Raw genomic sequence first — 16,519 nt, forward strand, 5'->3', positions numbered from 1 at the left:
CCTCAGCACCCTTCCAGCGCGAAACCGGCCTTGATCCACTTGCTGGACTCGATGGAGATCCCCACCGCCCGCCGCCCGGGCCCGAGCGCGTCGGCCAGGGCCCGTTCCAGTTGGAGGAAGACGATGGCGTTGCCGCAGTTGCCGGCCCGGTCCACGCACGTCACCTCGTGCGCCCCCGGCAGCGCGAGCCGCTCGGTGATCAACTTGGTCATCCGGCCCGACAGCTGGGGCGGCAGCAGCACATCGACGTCGGCGGGGCCCCAGCCCACCGTGTCGAGCAGTTCGGCGAGCACCTGCTCGGTCATCTGCGGCACGTGCCGCTCGATCGCCTTGTAGTCCTCGGTGGCGGCGGGCCGGTCGCTGTCGCGGTCGGCGGGGCCGAACCACTCCAGCACCGCCCCCGGCTCCCGGCCGAGGCCGACCAGGCGGGTGAACACCTCGCGGAGCGCGGCCGCGCCCGGCGCGGGCCGCGTGCTCAGCACCGCGGCTCCGGCCGCGTCGCCGAACAGCACGTAGTTGACGAGTTCCGCCGGCTGGGCCGTGCGCAGATCGCGCTCGACGTCGTAGAACCGGGCGATCACATCGCCGCCCAGCACCAGCACCGTCTCGCCCGACCCGCTGAGCAGCACCTGGCGGGCCACGTCCAGCGCCTGCACCGCGCCGGAACAGCCGGACTGGAGCTGGAAGGTGCGCACGCCGTCGATGCCGAGCCGGTCCGCGACCATGTTGACCGTGGCCGGCATCAGCCGGTCCGGAGTCGCGGTGCCCAGCACGATCGCGTCCACCTCGCCCGGATCGACCCCGGCGGCGTCCAGCGCCTTGCGGCCGGCCTCCTCGGCGAGCTCGGCGAGGGTGCCGGTGATCTTGCCGGACTCCAGGTCCAGGGCGAGATGGCGGGAGCCGGTGCCGATGAACACGTCGACCCACTGCTCCCACAGCGCGTCCATGCCGAAGCACCGGGCCAGGGCGGCGTTGTCCACGGGCGCCCCCGGCAGCGCCGAGGCCGCCGAACGGATGTACACGTCCCGACCGGTCATCGTGGGACCTCTCCTCGGATGGTGGTGGCTCAGTCGGACAGCAGGATCCGGGCCTCGGCGGAGGCGCGGACCCCGGTCATGCGCCAGGTGCGGAAGCCGGTCAGCCCGGCGTAGCGGCCGGAGGTCCCGGTGGCCGGGTAGTACACCCAGGCGCTGGTGCGGACATCGTTGAAGTCGGCCCAGCCCTCGGCGTGGATCGTGCCGTCCGCGAGGGTGATGTCCTCGGTGTAGTACGTCATCAGACCGCCGTCGCCGGGGCGTTCGTAGGCGATGCGGAACGAGCCGTGCGAGGTGCCGATCAGCGCACCCGTCTCGTCGTACAACTCGTCGTCGAACGTCCCGGTCTGACCGGTCCTGGGGTCGGCGACCTCCACGTCGTCGACCACCTTCACGACGATCTCCTTGGGCACGCGCAGCACGATCTGGTCGGCCATCTCGGTCCTCTCCTGAAGTCTCAAGCGTGGTGAACGGTGCGGGACGGTGCGGCACCCGCGATCAGCGGCACCTGGTCGGGCGTCGGCCCGGCCCCGGTGAACGTCTCGATCGCCGCGCCGGTCAGGGCATCGGTGAAGCCGCCGGCTCCGGCACCGGGGGCGGGCGGCCGGGGCAGGAACACCTCGGCGGCCGGCCGGTGAGGGCGGGCGAGCACGGACCAGAAGTCGTGCCGGGTCCATGTCCCGCCGTTCACCGGGTCGTTGTCGGCGAAGGTGTACGGGGCGTACTGGCGGCCGGTCGGGTCGGGCTGGGTGAACCGGCCCCAGTGGCCGTTGTAGAGGTGGTGGTCGAGCACCAGGGCGCTGCGCAGCAACTGGTAGGCGCCCCGGTACCGGAAGGGGTTGACGGCGGCGGCCGGCCCCGAGGCCGTGACGGCACCGTGCGCGGTGTAGCCGTACCGTGCGGCCAGTGCGCCGTCCTCGTCGAGCAGGGCCAGCACCGATCCCTGCTGGTCGGTCACGGCCCAGTAGTGCCGGCCGTCGGCGGTCAGCACCGCCAGCAGGGTGCCGTCGGAGTCGCGCACGAAGTCGGTGGGAACGCCGTCGTCGGTGACGCGCACGACACCGAGCTGACTGTGCGTCAGGACGTGGGTGACGGTCCGGCCGTCGACGGTGGTCTCGGTGATCCGGCGCGGCACCTCCTGGCCGAGGCCGTCGTAGGCGATGTCGACCACCTGCCGGCCGCCGAACACCCCGGTGAGGGTCTGGTGGGTGGCGCTGTAGGTGAAGGAGCCGGTGGGGTTGGTCTCCTCGGTGAAGTTGCCCGCACCGTCGTAGCCGAACTCCGTCTCGCCGAACAGGGTGACCTGGCCGGCGTCGTTGAGCGTGAACCGGATGTCGCCGAGGCGGACCAGGTGGTGGGCGGCGTCGTAGCCGAACTCGGTGCGGCCGGCCCGCGCCAGCCGCTTGAGCCCGTCGTAGGCGTACCCGGTGAACTCCCCGTCCACCACGGTGCGGCGCAGTACGTCGGTGTCGGCGCCGCCGCCCGAGTCGTAGCCGTACTCGACGGACAGCACGGTGTGCCCCGCGCCGTCGGTCACGGTGAGGGCGGTCCGGCGCCCTGCCGCGTCCCGGCGTATCCGCACGGCGCCGCGCCCGAAGCCGATCCCGGTCAGCCGGCCGGCGGCGTCACGGGTGAGGCGCGCGGTACGGCCGGCGGGCGTGACGACGGACTCGGTACGGCCCGCCGCGTCGAGCGCGTAGCGGGTGGTGCCCGCGGCGGTGGTCAGCGAGGTCAACGCGCCCGCCGCGTCGTAGCCGGCACCGATCTCCTCCCGCTCGCCCCCGGCCGAGCGCACCGCCGAGGCCAGGCGGCTGCCCGCGGGTGTGGCCAGCCAGCCGAAGTCGTAACGCCAGCCCGGTCCCGACTTGCGGACCACCCGGCCGAGCGCGTCATGGGCGAGCGCGATCAGCGGCTGCCCGGTGTCCTCGTCGACGACCTCGGTCAGCCGGCCCGCCGCGTCCTGCCGGTAGCCGGTGCGCCTGCCGTTTCCGCTGGTCACCGCGGTGATCCGGGAGAGTGCGTCCCGGTGGTACACGGTACGGCCGAGCGGCGCGGGCGGTTCCACGGCGATCAGGTCGCCGTGCCGGTCGTAGCCGAAGGCGGTGACGGCACCGTTGCCCCGGGTGAGGGTGGCGATCCCGCCGTGTTCCGGGTGGTAGGTCCGGCGGTCGAACGCGCCGCCCGCGCCGGGCGTGCGGGCGGCGGCGAGCCGGCCCCCGGCGTCGTACTCCAGCAGCAGTTCGTTGCCCGCCGGGTCCCGCAGCTCGGTGGGCAGCTCGGGACGGGCCGGGTCGTCGTACCCGACCCGGGAGCGCGCGGAGGTCGGCAGCACCAGACCGGTGGGGCGTCCCTGCGCGTCGTAGGTGCGGGCGAGGACCGCGCCGAGCGGGTCCGTGAGCGTGACGGGGCGGCCGTCGGCGTCCCAGCCCTGCCGGGTCTCGTGGCCCAGCGGATCGGTCACGCCCACCAGGCGGCCCCGCGGGTCGAAGGCGTACACGGTCTCGCCCCCGCCCGGTTCGCGGACGGTGGTCCGGCCGTCGGCGTAGCCGAAGGCCAACCGCACCGGACTGCGCGCGCCCGTCCAGTCGACGGCGCGGACCGCCGGGCCGGCGCCGTAGGAGAAGACCAGCGCCTCCCCGCCCGGCACACCGATCCCGGCCAGCCGCCCCTCCGCGTCCCACCGCGACTCGGTGACCAGACCCGACGCATGGCGGTGCCGCACCAGCCGGCCCTCGGCGTCGTAGGCGTACGCCGCGACCTCGGCGCCGAGCGGGTCGAGCGCGCGGACGATCCGGCCGGCGCCGTCGCGGTGAAGCACCGTGGCCCGACCACGCGCGTCCACGAGGGTCACCGCCCGCGCGGTCGGCTCCCGCCGGACACCCGGGCCCGCGGTGAACGTCCACCCCGGTCCGAAACCCTCCGCATCGCGCCGCCCGCTCCGGTACTCGCGCACCAGCCGCAGCGGGTGCTCCCCGCCGGGCACCACCAGTTCGAGCTGACGCACGATCAGCTCACCGTCGGCGAGCGCGACGGCGATCTCCGTGAGGTCACCGAGCGGGAACCGCCGCACCCCGTGCAGCCAGGGTGGGGGAGACGGCCGGGGCAGACGCACGGCGGGCACGTCCTCGGTGAGCGACACGGGCGGCTCCTCCTTCGGGTGGGCGGACACCGGCGCCGGGGCTCGCGGACGCCGTCGGTGGGAGAACAGGCTCGTGCGGGCGTCTAAAGCTCGTCTAAGGCATGCCCGCGCCCGCCGCTTTCCGGCCATGTGCGTGCGGAGCGACCGGCCTCGCTTCCTGCGCGAACGGCCGCCGGGGACCCGTGAAGCTTCTGTTACACGCCAGTTGGACGGCCGGGGCCTCTTCTAGTCTGGGGTGCGGCCGGTCCGTTCACCGGCCGGAAGGAACGGACATCGCGGTAACTGAACGACGGGGGAAGGGGATTGCACGGATGGCCGTGACCACTGTGGAGAGCGCTGTACCGAGCACCGTCCGTACCGACGAGTTGAACCGGCTGCTGCGTGCCGTGGACGCGGCCGCCGGCGGAGCGTCACGGGCCGTCGAAGTGGCGGGCGACCCGGGCGCGGGCAAGACCCTGCTGCTCACCGCCGCCGCCCACCGGGCCCGGACGGGGGGCCTGACCGTTCTGCGCGGCCGCTGCGCGGAACCCGAGCGGGACGTCGCGTTCCGCCCCTTCATCCAGGCCCTGATGAGCTGGCACGCCCAGCGGGGACCGGGCGCACCGGTCCCCGCGGAGGCGGCCGCACTGATCAAGGCGCTGGCCACGGGCCCCGCCGAGGCCGAGTCGGCCGACTTCACCCGGCGCTGCCACTACTACACCGAGCTGCGCCGCCTCATCGGCGCCTGCCTGGTCGGCGCGCCCGGCGGGATGCTGCTCGTCCTCGACGACTGCCACTGGGCGGACAGCTGCTCCGCCGAACTCATCGACATGCTCGTCCGCTGGCCCGTCGAGGGCGGACTCGCCCTCCTCGTCGCGCACCGCCCCCGGCAGGCACCGGTCGAGCTGCGGGCGGCCCTGCGGCACGGCGTCGAACAGGGCACCACGGACGCCGTGGAACTGCCCGCCCTGTCCCTGGAACAGAGCGCCGAACTGCTGTGCGCACCCGCCACCGCCCCCGGCGTGGCCCGGTTGCACGAGCAGAGCGGCGGCAACCCGCTCTACCTCACCACACTGGCGGCGGAGCGCACCGACCACACCCAGGACATCTTCACCCGCGGCGGGTTCGGCGCCCGGCTGCTGGCCGAGACGAGCCACCTGGACGACCTCACCCGCACCGTCGCCAACGCGGCCGCGGTGCTGGGCGACACCTTCGACGTGGACTCCGTCGCCGAGGTCGCCGGGCTCGACCGGGACCGGGCCTGCGCGGTCCTCGGCGAACTGCGCCGACGCGATCTGATCAGGCCCGCGAGCGAACCGGGCCGGCTGACGTACCGCCACCCGCTGCTGCGCCGCTGCCTGTACGCGACGATGGACGCCTGCTGGCGGGCGGGCGCCCACCGCAGGGCCCTGCACCGGCTCTCCGGGATCGGCGCGTCGGCCACCGAACTCGCCCCGCACATCGACCGATCCGGATCCGCGACCGAGGCCTCGGACCTGCGCGTGCTCGCCTCCGCCGCGCGCACCGCACTGCACCAGGGCCGGCCCACCGACGCCGCGCGCTGGCTCAGCGTGGCGCTCCGCGTGCAGCGCACGACCCCGTGCGGTCCGGCGGACGAGCACGTCGGCCCCGAGCTGTGGCGCTCGGTCGTCCAGTCGCTCGCCGCGGCCGGTGACGACGAGGGGGTCGTCGTCCTGGCCCGGGAGATCCTGGCCGGCCGGTCCCTGGCCCACCGCGGCGGTGCCACCGAGCGGGTGCCCGCGGTGGCGCTGCTCTCCGCGGTGCTGGCCGCGCTCGGCCGGGACGAGGAGGCGCACGCGCTGATCGCCGCCGAACTGGGCTCGGAACCCGCCCTGGACCCCGGCTCCGTCGCCCTGCTCACCGTGCAGCAACAGGTCGTCAAGGTACTGGCGGGCCAGGTGCCCGTCCGCGCCGACGCCGAGGCGCTGGTCCGGCGGACCGCGGGCGCGGACCCGATGACCGCCGCGGGCGCGCTGGCGCTGCGCGGCATGTGCGCCCTGCTCTCCGGCGACACCTGCGCCGCCGAGTCGGCCCTGTACGCCGCCTCCCAGGCCCTCGACGCCCTCGACAACGGCAGCCAGGCCGACGAGCAGGAGTCGGTGTACCTGCTCGTCCTGAGCTGGTCCGAGGCGCTGATGGGCTGGTACGGGCCCGCCTGCGGGCACGGCGACCGCGCCCTGACCGCCGTACGCGAACGCGGCGACGCCCATCTGCTGCCGCCCCTGCTCGACACCCTCGCCTACGTGCACTACCAGGCCGGGGACATGGCGGACGCGGTCAACACGGCTCAGGAGGGCCGGGCGGTGGCCCGGGCCGCCGGCCGCGCCGACCACGTGGGGCTCTCCGATGCGATCACCGCGGCGGCCTGGGCACAACTGGGCCGCGTCTCCGCCGTACGACCCCCGCGCCCGGTCGGCGGTCAGCCGCTGACCGCCCCGCGCACGCCGCTGAACGCGCTGCTGCTGGCCGAGTCCTATCTGGCGGCCGGCGACGGCGCCGCCGCGCTGGCGCTGCTGCTGCCCCGGCGTGAGGCCTGGCGGGTCTCCGAACCGGTCGCCGTGCTCGCCGCCCGCGGCTACGAACTGCTCGCCGCGGCCGGGGTGCAGAGCGGCGTCGACGCCGACAGCATCCAGGAGTGGGCCGACCACGCGGCGGAGGCCGCGGCGGCGGTGGCCCTGCCGGAGCAGCACGGGCACGCCCTGCTGGCCCGCGGGCACGCCCTGCTGGCCCGTGGCCTGGCGGAAGGGGCGGCGCAGTGCTACCGCGAGGCGCTCGACCTCTTCGGCGGCGCCAGTCCGTCGGGCGCGCGGGCCAAGGAGCTGGCCCGCGCCGCCGACCGGACCACGGGCGGGCGGGCCGAGCAGACGCTGGCCGAACTCACCCTGCGCGAGCGGGAGGTGGCGGAGCTGGCCGGGGAGGGGCGCAAGTCCCGCGAGATCGCCGAAGCGCTGCGCGTCAGCCCGCGCACCGTCGACGCCCACCTCACCCGGATCTACTCCAAGCTGGGCGTCAACTCACGTGCGGAGCTGGCCCGGATCGTGGCCCTGTCCCGGTGAGGAGGCCGCCGGGGACGGGCCGCCCGCGCGGGGGGCGTCCGTCGGCGCGACCGACGGGCGCCCCGCCGGCGGCGGGACGGCCCCGGACAGCAGCTCGCGCACCAGGCCGGCGAGCGCCGGCACCTGGTCGGTGAGGAAGAAGTGGCCCCCGTCGAACACCCGCAGGCGGAACGCGCCTGAGGTCTGGTGCCGCCAGGCCCCGACCTCCTCGACGGAGGCCTCGGTGTCGGCCTCGCCCGCCAGCGCCAGCACCGGACAGGACAGCGGACGGCCCCGGGTGGGCGCGTAGCGGGCCAGCGCCCGGTAGTCGCCGCGCAGTACGGGCAGCACCAGCTCCAGCAGGTCCGCGTCCCGCAGCACCGCGGCCTCCGTGCCGCCGAGGCCGCGCACCTTCGCCACCAGGGCGTCGTCGTCGGCCAGCCGGTCCCGGCCCGTCCCGGCGCACGAGGGTGCGCGGCGCCCCGACACGATCAGGGCGACGGGCTCGCCGGCTCCCCGCTCGGCCAGCCGCACCGCCACCTCGTAGGCGAGGGAGGCGCCCATGCTGTGACCGAGCAGCGCCCTGGGCCGGTCGGCGGGGCCCAGCGCGGCGGCGATCCGGTCGGCGAGGACGTGCAGATCGGTGATCGGGGGCTCCCGGTGACGGTCGTGGCGCCCCGGGTACTGCACCGCCCACACCTCGACGGCCGGGCGGAGCGCGGCCGACAGCCGGTGCCAGGCGGCGGCGGAGCCGCCCGCGTGCGGGAAACAGACGAGTTCGGGGGCGGACGCGGCTCCCGGATGGAAGCGCCGCAGCCATGTGGCCCGCTGCTCGGCGGACATCAGCCCGCCAGCGGAAGGTCGAGGAGCCGGTCGGAGGTGAGGATCGCCTGGTGCAGCCGGCGCAGCGACCGGCACGGCTCCAGACCCAGCTCCGCCCGCAGCACCTGCTGCGCCCTGCGGTACACCCGCAGCGCCTCCGCCTGCCGCTCGGCTCGGTACAGCACCAGCATCAACTGCCGGTAGAAGGACTCCCGCAGCGGATACTGGGTGATCAGCCCGTCCAGCAGGCTGATCACCTCGCGGTGCCGGCCGAGCGCCGTTCGGGACTCCACGGACAGCTCCAGGCAGTCCAGCCGTTCGGCCTCGACCCAGGTCGCGAAGGAGGAGAGGGCCGGCCCCTCGGCCACGCCGTCCAGCACGGGACCGCGGATGAGGAGCAGCGCCAGTTCGAACGCCTCCAGCGCCGCCTCGTGCCGGCCGGCGTCCTGGTGGGCGCGGCCGCCGCGGATCAGCTCCTGGAAGTCGGCGACGTCGTACCCGGCGTCGTCGAGGTGGAGCACGTAGCCGGAGGGCTTGGTGCTGATGGCGCGGCCCGACCGGTCCCCGGCGGAGACGAGGAACTTGCGCACCTGGGAGAGGTAGACGTGCACCGCCGCGGAGGCCCGCTTCGGGGGCCGGGCGCCCCACAGTTCGGTGACCAGATGTTCCTTGGTGGTGACCCGGCCCGCGCCGATGAGAAGCGTGGCCAGCGTCATCTCTGTCTTGGGGGCACTGAGAGAGAAGTTCTCCACTCCGTCCGACACTCGAAGCGGGCCCAGCAGCTCGTAGCGCATCGACACCTCGTGCGATAGAGGGAAACGTTTTCGCTTGCCGGGCACCAACTGTGGTGCGCGTGTTGCCGTCCACACATCGGCGAAAGTACGTACGTAGGCGGATTGGCCGAAAGGCGTGGTCGCGCGGGGAGCGGACCCGAGCGGGCCGGGGCCGCGGGAAGGGTGACGCCGGGGCCTCCGGCCGATCGGGTCGGGCATTTCGGCGCGGTGGCGCCGAGGCTCGGGGCGAGGCTGGGCCGCCGGTTCGGGCGAGGCCGGGCCCGGGACTCACGGTCGGGCCGGGGCCGTTCGCGCTTTGGGCCGGCTTTGGTCCGGTGCCGCATCCTCCGGGGATGCTCGAGCTGCTCGTCCGCTGCCTGCGGATGCTGGGGGAGGCCGTCGTCCACTTCGGCCTCCAGTGGCATCCCCCGCCCCCGCCCCCGGACCCGCCCGCCGACCGGTCCGCCGGCCCACTGACCGGACCTCCACCGGGACACCCGGAGCGGCTGTGCGCCGATCCGCTCCCACCCGAGCTGGAGCGGCTCCGGTTCGATCCCCGGTGACCGGCGGGAGCGTTGCCGGCGCCGGCCGGAACGGCGCCACGAGCGGGACCCGTGGACGGGTACGGCGAGCCGCGGCCCGTCGCCCGGGCCGGGACGAGCGTCAGGGGCGCCGTGGCGTGGGTGATGTGGAGGAGGTGTGGGGGGCCGACGACGTGTGATCTTCGTACAGGGAGTGCGTGTTAGCCTGCCCGCGGTCACGGCCGCATGCATACGGGGGAGGCACGGTGGGCTCGGACGGCTACCAGGTCAGAGCAGGCATGACCGGGCAGGCCCGGCAACTCGACGACGCCGGCACGGACATGGACGCCGTCAGCTCGGCCGTCAGGTCCCGCACGAGTTACTCGTACGGCGATGTCGGCGGTGACGACGCCGCGTCGGCGCTGAACGCGTTCGTGAAGGCCTGGGAGGCGGAGGCCAGGACACTGGCGTCGGCACTGCACGAGCTCGGCGGCAAGGTGCAGTTGGCCAAGAAGACCTACCACGGCACCGACGGCCAGGTGAAGACGCACGTGGACGGCGTGCCCGCCGGCGGCACGAGCGGCCTCACCGGCACATCGGCGCAGGGCGGGCGCACCTCGGCCCTGTCGGGCTACTGAGGAAACGACCGTGTCGTTCTTCTCCTCTCCTCTCGACTCCCCTTCCTTCCGCCTCGCGTGGCTCGCCGGGCTGTCCGAGAAAATGCTCGCCGCCGGGAGCAAGAACGAGCTCCTCGACCTGATCGACGACGCCCTCTCGGTGCCCGAACCGGGCGGCGACCCCGGCCTGCTGGAAAGCCTGGCAAGCCTCTACCGCGGCCAGGTCGACCACGTCGGCGGCGTCTTCGACCAGGTCGACCGGGTGGGCCGCAAGGGTCTTGCGGAGGTGTGGGTCGGCGACACGAGCGTCCTCGCCTCCGACGTGGTGAACGCCGCCGCGCGGTCCGCGACCCAGATGAGCGAGGCGTTCCAGGGATGCGCGACGGTGCTGCTGACGCTGGCCGACGCGATCGGCGCCGCGCAGCGCAAGGACGAGCGGGGCCGCGGACAGCTGCTGGAGCAGAAGAAGACGCTCGGCGGCAAGGACGGGTTCTTCGACGACCTGCACGAGAACGACGAGGAGGAGTGGGACCGCAAGAACGCCGCCCACTTCGGCTCCTACGCGGTCGACCTGATGCACGCCGCCGTCTGTGACGCGCAGGAGGCCACCCGCGTCGCGGCCCGCGACCTGAACAAGTGGGCCGCCGAGGCACGGGCCGGCAAGATGGAGACCAGCGAACTCACCGCCGTCGACAAGCTGATGCTCGCCGACACCGGCGTCGCGGGCGCCGACGCCGAGCTGAACGAGATCCTCACGGCCGGCGACCTGGCGCGCGCGTCGGCGCGCATGGACCTGCTGAGCCTCGACGACGAGACGGCCATGGAGCGGATGCTGGCGAAGTCGGACAGCCCGCAGGAGCGGGCCTACCTGATGAAGGCCCTGGCCGCCGGCCACAGCGTCGCCGAGATCGGGACGTTCCAGGGCAAGATCCACGGCAAGGACCCCGACTGGATGCGCCGGCACCTCACTCCCGTGGTCACCCGCGCGGACAGCATGAACGACGAGGGCCTGGCGCCGGACGGCTCGAACAACAACAAGGACTACGTCACGTTCGACGGCCAGCGGTGGATCCAGGGCGGCGACGGCTCCGAGGGCACCTGCGTGGCCTCGTCCACCGTCACCTCCCGCGCCATGGTCGACCCCCTCTACGCGCTCGACCTCACCGGCGGCCCCGACGGGCAGCAGGACGACCCCGAGGCCTTCAGGCAGCGCCTGGTGGCCGAACAGCACCGGCTGCACACCGAAGGCGACGGCGGCAAGAACTGGGGCGGCATGGGTCCCGAGGGACAGGAACGGATCAACGACGACGCCGTGGGCGGTGCCACCGGCACGGACTACGAGCGGCAGGACCTGAACAGCGCCGCCGACCGCAGGGCGGTCCTCACCGAGGTCGAGAAGTCGGTGGCGCAGGGGCATCCGGTGCCGGTCGACGTCTCGGGCAAGGAGGGCGCCCACGCCATGACCATCATCGCCCAGGAGGGTGACATGCTTCAGGTGTACAACCCCTGGGGCTCGACCACCTGGGTCAGCGAGGACGACTTCATCAACGGCCACATGGGCAAGGCTTCCACCAGTGATCTCCCCAACGCGTACAGTGTCTACCTCCCGCGGTAGCGGGGGCGGTGCCGCGCTCGCGGCGGCCGCGCTCCTCGCCCTCGCCACGGCCTGCGGCCCGGGTACCGACGAACCGGCCGACGGCTCCAAGAGCACCGCGAGCCGCCCGACGAGCCACCCGGTGAAGGACACCAGCATCACCGCCGAGCCGGGGGAGCGCTTCACGCTCACCGTCGGCCAGAACGCCTCGACCCGCGAGTACTGGTACCTGGTCGACCCGAAGCCCGACAGCTCGGTGCTGGTCAGCCGCGGCCAGGACTACGCGTCGGACTCCGGCGACGAGCCGATGCCCGGTGCCGGCGGCCGGCTCACCTTCACCTTCGAGGCGAAGGGCAAGGGGACCACCCGGTTCACGCTGCTGCACTGCACGTTCTCCACCTGCCAGGGCAACACCTCCACCGTGCCCCCCGCGACGACCGGACCCTCCGCCACCCCGACCACGGGGTCGGCCGCCCCCTCCCAGGCCCCCGAGCGCATCACCTACACCGTCACCGTCGGCTGAGCCGCAGCGGACCAGTCGGATGAGACGAGACACCCGAGGCCCCGCCATGAACGACGACGCCCCGTACCCGCCGGACCGCACGGACGACGAACTGGCCCGGCTCGACATCACCGTCCTGCTGCGGTACGGCCTCACCGCCGGGCCCGGCCCCCGGCGCACCGCCCTGTTCGGCGACGGTGCCGCGGCCGCAGCCGTCGTCCTCGACCGCCTCGGCACCGAGCCGCGCTCGGTCGCCTTCCTCGCCGACACCGTGCGTGCCGGCGGACTCGCCCGCGCCGCGGAGCTGCCCGAGCCCCTGCCCCGCCGGGAGGCGGCCGGCCTGGTACGGCAGTGGCTGCGGGCCGGCACCGGACTCGCGGGCGGGATCGCCGCGGACGACACCGCGGCCACCTGGCTGCACGCCGTCGCGACCATCATCGAACTGAAGCGGCTGACCCGGTCGCGGGACCGGCGTGCGTAGTCGTGTCCCACGTCCGGGACGACGGAGCGGTACGCACTCCTGAACGCACATCGGCGGCCGCTCCCCGGCCCGGCCGGGGCTCGGGCGGTGCCTCGCTGCACACACCCGGCGCCTCGGCCGCCGGCGGAGATCACCTCATCGGACCTCCCGCGCGTAGGGCGCGACGGTGATCCGGTCGATCAGCGGTGCGTGGCGAGAGCGGAGCAGGATGCCGGGGAAGGTGTCCGAGGCGTAGGTGGTGCCGTCGAAGTTCCGCAGTTCCTCCGAGCGGAAGGTGATCGTGTTCCGTCCCTTCGTGAGGCGGACCGGGACGCTCAGCTCCCAGAAGTTGTCCTGGTGGAAGGTGTGCGGGAAGCTGACGCGCCGCGTCTCGCCGCCGTTGACGGTGATGTCGGCGTGGCGGGCGAGCGGGTCGGGGTTGTAGTGCGTGGCAGGGGACTGCTCGGGGTTGGAGTAGCGGATGCGGAGTGCGTAGAGGCCGGTCCGGTCGGCGGCTACCGTGAAGGTCGCGGTGTTCCCGTTGCCCGGTGCGCCGCCGATGCCGGTGATCGCCGTGCCGTCGGTCGCCAGGGAGAGCGGGGTGAGGGTGGCCGTGCCGGCGAGACCGGCGTCCTGCGCCTCGTAGGTGCGCGCCTCCAGCGTGCCCTGACCGGGTGCGACGGTGAGGCGGTCGACCAGGGTGGCGGACGAACCGCCCGTGACCGTCACCTTGTTGATGCCGCCCGAGAGGGAGACCGCCACGCGCTGCCTGCCCTTGGTCAGGTGCAGGACGTCGTGACCGTTCACGGAGAGCCGGGCGTTCGCGCCGCCGAGCGTGTCGACCTGGAGGGTGGCCTCGCGGTCGGCGGGGGAGTAGACCCAGAACGTGGCCGTCTGGTTCCCTTCCAGCCGGGCCGCGCCCGAGCCCGTCGCGGGGGTTCCGGCCCGCTTCGGCAGGTCGTGGACGGGCCGTGCCCCACCGCCCAGCCAGGCCAGTTCGCCCTCGTACACCTGGGTGGCGGCCGAAGTGGCGGAGAGGGAGAGGGTGATGCGGTCGACGATGGCGTCGCCCTTGGTGGCGCGTTCGCCGTCCAGGCTCCTGGCGGCGAGCGTGAGCGTGTGTTCGCCCTTGGTCAGGTGGATCGTGGTGTCGGTGTGGTCCCAGACCACCCACTTGTAGCCGAGCGGCAGGTGCAGCTCCCGCTCGCTGTCCGCCGTGCCGTCCACGCGCAGGAAGACGTTGGTGGGGCCCTGTTCCCTCACCTTGTCGAAGGTGTTGAGGGAGTTGGCGAAGACACTCAGGTCGTAGGTGCCGTCCTCGGGCGCGTCCACGGTGAAGTCGAGCGTGACGTCCGAGCCGGTGCGGAGGCCGCCCACGTCGTAGCCGCCGGAGGTGTAGAACTTCGACACGTCACGGGGTGAGCCCTCCGGGCCGTTCCTGGAGTAGCCGGATCCGGTGTGCGCGGCGTCCTCCGCCTCGTACGACGCCTGCCAGCGCACCGGCGGGGACTGGGTGCCCTCCGCCTTGCCGGCCGGGCTGAGGACGATCTCGTACGCCGAGGACTCCTTCAGCTTCGGCAGCGCGCCGTCGCCGAAGTCGACGGCGACCTTTCCGTCGTCGCCGACCTCCAGGTTCGTCTCCGTGAGCAGCTTCGGGCCGGAGGAGTCGCCGATCTGCCCGCTCCACTCGATCTCCCGCACCCAGGCGTGGACCCGGTCCCCGAAGACCGTCTTCGGGACGCCCGCGAAGGTGATGTGGCCGTTGCCCGTCGATCCCCCGAAGAGCAGCCGCGCCTGCCGCTTGTCCTCGTCGAGTGCGGCGACGCCCTGCATGGTGTAGTTCTCGCCGGGGAACGGCGGCGTCACCTTCACGGTGTGTCCGCTCATCGAGGCGTACGAGTGCAGCAGCCACCACTGGCCGTTCCCCCGGTTCGACTGCACGGCGGAGTCGGAGAGGTTGCCGTCGATGTTCCAGTACGCGATGTCGGCGTCCACCTTGGACTCCTCGATCGCGGAGACCCACTGGATCATCTGGCCGGGGACGGAGGTGTGGTAGTTGAAGGCGTACTCCTTGATGTTGACCGGGAGCCGGGTGCCCTCACGACTGGTGCCCTTGAACAGCTCCTTCTCCCACGTCCGGTACCTGGCGACGTCGGCGCGCACGGCCTCGGGGTGACTCAGCTCGTGCCAGGTGATGACGTCGGGGAGGGTGCCGGCGGCCAGGGCATGGGTGAGGAAGCCCTTCACCTGGTCGTAGAGGACGCTGGTGTTGGGGCCGGCGATGCGCGCCTTCGGCATCTTCCCCTTGATGAGCCGATAGACGTCGTCCCAGGCGGCGAAGTAGTCACGCGGGTCGTCGAGCCAGCTGACCTTGTCGTAGCTCCACTCGCCGGTGCCGAACATGTTGCCCTCGGGCTCGTTGAACGGCACGAAGACGATGTTGTCCTGGTATTTCGCCGGCAGTCGCAGGACCTGGTCGACCTGCCCCGCGATCTTCTCCTCGTAGAGGTCGAGCTTCTCCGCGGGGGTGTCGCCCGGCCACTCGTACGGGAAGCTGCGGTGGATGTCGGTCATGTAGATGTACACGTCACCGTCGGTGGAGTCGGACAGCGGCCCGACCACCTCCAGCGCGTCGGCACCGGGGTGCTGCGGGCCGTCCTGCGCCTTCGTGGAGACCGTGCGCAGGCCCATGCCCTCGATGAGGTTGTTGGTGGGGACGTCCGGTCCGTACACGCCGTACAGGGTGCCGGAGGCGCCGCCGTGGAAGGCGCCGGTGTCCGAGCCGAGGTCGACCTCCAGCTGTCCCTCGCGGACGACGGTGACGGTCGCCCGCACCGGGCGCCCGGCCGCGGCTCCCGCCACCGTGAAGGTTCCCGGTCGGGCGTACTTCTCCGGCGGTACGCCGTCCCAGGAGATCGGCGTGTCGCGGTCGTAGCCGTCGGAGAAGGAGGAGCGGACGGCGGCCGGGAGGGACGGGGCGGTCCCCGCCGCCGTACGGACGTCGAACGACGTCCGCGAGAGCTGCTGGAGGCCGGGCACGTGCCCGACCGTGCCGGCCACCTGCTCGGGGGTGAGCGCCGTGTGCCACACGGCGAAGTCGTCGATCGCTCCCTTGAACAACGGGTCCGGGTACAGGGACCTGCCGATGTAACCGGCGGCTGTGGCGGAACCGTCCAGCAGGTCACGGGCCTTGACGTCGGTCCCGGCGGAGGAGACCACGACGCCGTCCAGGTAGGTGGTGACGCGCCGGGCGGAGCTGTCGAGGGTGACGGTGACGGTGCGCCACTGGTCCGCGGGGAGCGCCGCGTAGCCGCTCACCTTGGCCTCGGCGCCACCTCCGCCGGTCGTCACGGCGGTGCACAGCACCCCGCCGTTGTCGGACGGGGTGGTGAACAGGTACTTGGTGGTGTCGGTGCCCAGGTCGAAGACGCGCTGCCAGGACGCGTCGTCACCGCTCCACTTCACCCGGGCGGAGACCGTCAGGTCGGCCGCGTCCCCGAGCACTTCGCGGGGCAGACGGACGTACGCGCCGTCGGAGTCGGGCGCCCCGCCGGGCAGGGCCAGAGCCCTGCCGCCGTCCGTGCCCGCGACGGACTGGGCGGTGGAGCCGTTCACCAGGCTCGCCGTGAGCCCGTTGCCGGAGCTGTCGGCGATCCTTCCGGCGGCGAGGTCGTCCTGGTCGAAGGTGTAGTGGGCGGTCGGCCGGGGCGGGTCCGCCGCCTGTGCGGCGGCGGCCGGCGCGGTCAGCAGCCCCGCGCCGAGAGCGACGGCCATGGCGGCCGGGACCCGGCGTCGCCGGGCGGGTCTGTCAGCGGATGTCATCGATCGCGTCCTCAATCGCCTGAGTGGGCAGAGTCGTCGAACCGGTTCGCACGCGATGCGTCGAGAAGCCGGGCGAATTCGTGAGGGAGCCGGGAACGGCGGCCCGTGCTCCGGTGCCGTACGGCAGGCGGACACGGGGGTGGCGGTGCCATCGCTTCATCGAACCGGTTCGGCGAAGCTAGCACCGGGACAGGCGACCA

At 73.4% G+C, this 16,519-nt stretch carries 12 protein-coding genes; 6 read left to right on the forward strand and 6 right to left on the reverse strand.

The genetic code is table 11. From position 1 onward, the window contains the following. Positions 1–2 precede the first annotated feature (2 nt). From OO52_RS38415 to OO52_RS38425, 3 genes are read right to left on the reverse strand one after another with little or no spacing between them, the layout of a single operon-like run. Complete coding sequence (locus OO52_RS38415) at positions 3–1,037, reverse strand: 3-oxoacyl-ACP synthase III family protein (protein ID WP_030654458.1); 1,035 nt, start codon at positions 1,035–1,037, stop codon at positions 3–5. Between the two features lie 29 nt (positions 1,038–1,066). Then, entirely contained in the window at positions 1,067–1,471 is a 405-nt protein-coding gene (locus OO52_RS51155; protein ID WP_030654456.1) for an allene oxide cyclase barrel-like domain-containing protein, read from the reverse strand. A gap of 20 nt (positions 1,472–1,491) precedes the next feature. Then, positions 1,492–4,173: a DUF6531 domain-containing protein gene (locus OO52_RS38425; RefSeq protein WP_234337953.1), complete on the reverse strand. Its 2,682-nt coding sequence runs from the start codon at positions 4,171–4,173 to the stop codon at positions 1,492–1,494. A 311-nt stretch (positions 4,174–4,484) separates the two neighbouring features. Between OO52_RS38425 and OO52_RS38430 the strand changes: the two genes are divergently transcribed. Then, complete coding sequence (locus OO52_RS38430) at positions 4,485–7,229, forward strand: ATP-binding protein (RefSeq protein ID WP_030654452.1); 2,745 nt, start codon at positions 4,485–4,487, stop codon at positions 7,227–7,229. Here the strand turns inward: OO52_RS38430 and OO52_RS38435 are convergent. Continuing rightward, positions 7,188–8,051 (reverse strand): thioesterase II family protein, encoded by an 864-nt coding sequence (locus tag OO52_RS38435; RefSeq protein WP_063738844.1) that lies wholly within the window; start codon positions 8,049–8,051, stop codon positions 7,188–7,190. The genes OO52_RS38430 and OO52_RS38435 overlap by 42 nt on opposite strands. Next, positions 8,051–8,824 carry an AfsR/SARP family transcriptional regulator gene (locus tag OO52_RS38440; RefSeq protein ID WP_030654446.1) on the reverse strand — a complete coding sequence of 258 codons (774 nt, stop codon included), beginning with the start codon at positions 8,822–8,824 and terminating at the stop codon, positions 8,051–8,053. Before OO52_RS38440 ends, OO52_RS38435 begins: the two co-directional genes overlap by 1 nt. 332 nt (positions 8,825–9,156) lie before the next feature. Here OO52_RS38440 and OO52_RS38445 point away from each other — a divergent pair, with 332 nt between their 5' ends. The 5 genes from OO52_RS38445 (at position 9,157) to OO52_RS38465 (ending at position 12,518) form a co-directional block, all read left to right on the forward strand. After that, complete coding sequence (locus tag OO52_RS38445; protein ID WP_030654443.1) at positions 9,157–9,366, forward strand: DUF6059 family protein; 210 nt, start codon at positions 9,157–9,159, stop codon at positions 9,364–9,366. 257 nt (positions 9,367–9,623) lie between these two features. After that, complete coding sequence (locus tag OO52_RS38450) at positions 9,624–9,962, forward strand: hypothetical protein (protein ID WP_234337954.1); 339 nt, start codon at positions 9,624–9,626, stop codon at positions 9,960–9,962. 10 nt (positions 9,963–9,972) lie between these two features. Beyond that, entirely contained in the window at positions 9,973–11,556 is a 1,584-nt protein-coding gene (locus OO52_RS38455; RefSeq protein ID WP_030654438.1) for a hypothetical protein, read from the forward strand. Further along, a complete protein-coding gene (locus OO52_RS54085; protein ID WP_051818894.1) occupies positions 11,537–12,058 on the forward strand; it encodes a protease inhibitor I42 family protein in 522 nt (173 codons plus the stop codon). Before OO52_RS38455 ends, OO52_RS54085 begins: the two co-directional genes overlap by 20 nt. Positions 12,059–12,104: 46 nt before the next feature. Then, entirely contained in the window at positions 12,105–12,518 is a 414-nt protein-coding gene (locus tag OO52_RS38465) for a hypothetical protein (protein WP_030654432.1), read from the forward strand. A gap of 135 nt (positions 12,519–12,653) precedes the next feature. Here the strand turns inward: OO52_RS38465 and OO52_RS38470 are convergent, their stop codons facing one another. Beyond that, a complete protein-coding gene (locus tag OO52_RS38470) occupies positions 12,654–16,319 on the reverse strand; it encodes a LamG-like jellyroll fold domain-containing protein (protein ID WP_234339899.1) in 3,666 nt (1,221 codons plus the stop codon). Positions 16,320–16,519: the final 200 nt, after the last annotated feature.

The organism is Streptomyces flaveolus, assembly GCF_000716535.1.
GTDB lineage: Bacteria > Actinomycetota > Actinomycetes > Streptomycetales > Streptomycetaceae > Streptomyces > Streptomyces flaveolus_A.

What these genes read in the sequence shown, in the direction of transcription:
- OO52_RS38415 (WP_030654458.1), bottom strand. Translation starts at nt 1,037, where the DNA reads ATGACCGGTCGGGACGTGTACATCCGTTCGGCGGCCTCGGCGCTGCCG.
- OO52_RS51155 (WP_030654456.1), bottom strand. Translation starts at nt 1,471, where the DNA reads ATGGCCGACCAGATCGTGCTGCGCGTGCCCAAGGAGATCGTCGTGAAG.
- OO52_RS38430 (WP_030654452.1), top strand. Translation starts at nt 4,485, where the DNA reads ATGGCCGTGACCACTGTGGAGAGCGCTGTACCGAGCACCGTCCGTACC.
- OO52_RS38435 (WP_063738844.1), bottom strand. Translation starts at nt 8,051, where the DNA reads ATGTCCGCCGAGCAGCGGGCCACATGGCTGCGGCGCTTCCATCCGGGA.
- OO52_RS38440 (WP_030654446.1), bottom strand. Translation starts at nt 8,824, where the DNA reads ATGCGCTACGAGCTGCTGGGCCCGCTTCGAGTGTCGGACGGAGTGGAG.
- OO52_RS38445 (WP_030654443.1), top strand. Translation starts at nt 9,157, where the DNA reads ATGCTCGAGCTGCTCGTCCGCTGCCTGCGGATGCTGGGGGAGGCCGTC.
- OO52_RS38450 (WP_234337954.1), top strand. Translation starts at nt 9,624, where the DNA reads ATGACCGGGCAGGCCCGGCAACTCGACGACGCCGGCACGGACATGGAC.
- OO52_RS38465 (WP_030654432.1), top strand. Translation starts at nt 12,105, where the DNA reads ATGAACGACGACGCCCCGTACCCGCCGGACCGCACGGACGACGAACTG.
- OO52_RS38470 (WP_234339899.1), bottom strand. Translation starts at nt 16,319, where the DNA reads ATGACATCCGCTGACAGACCCGCCCGGCGACGCCGGGTCCCGGCCGCC.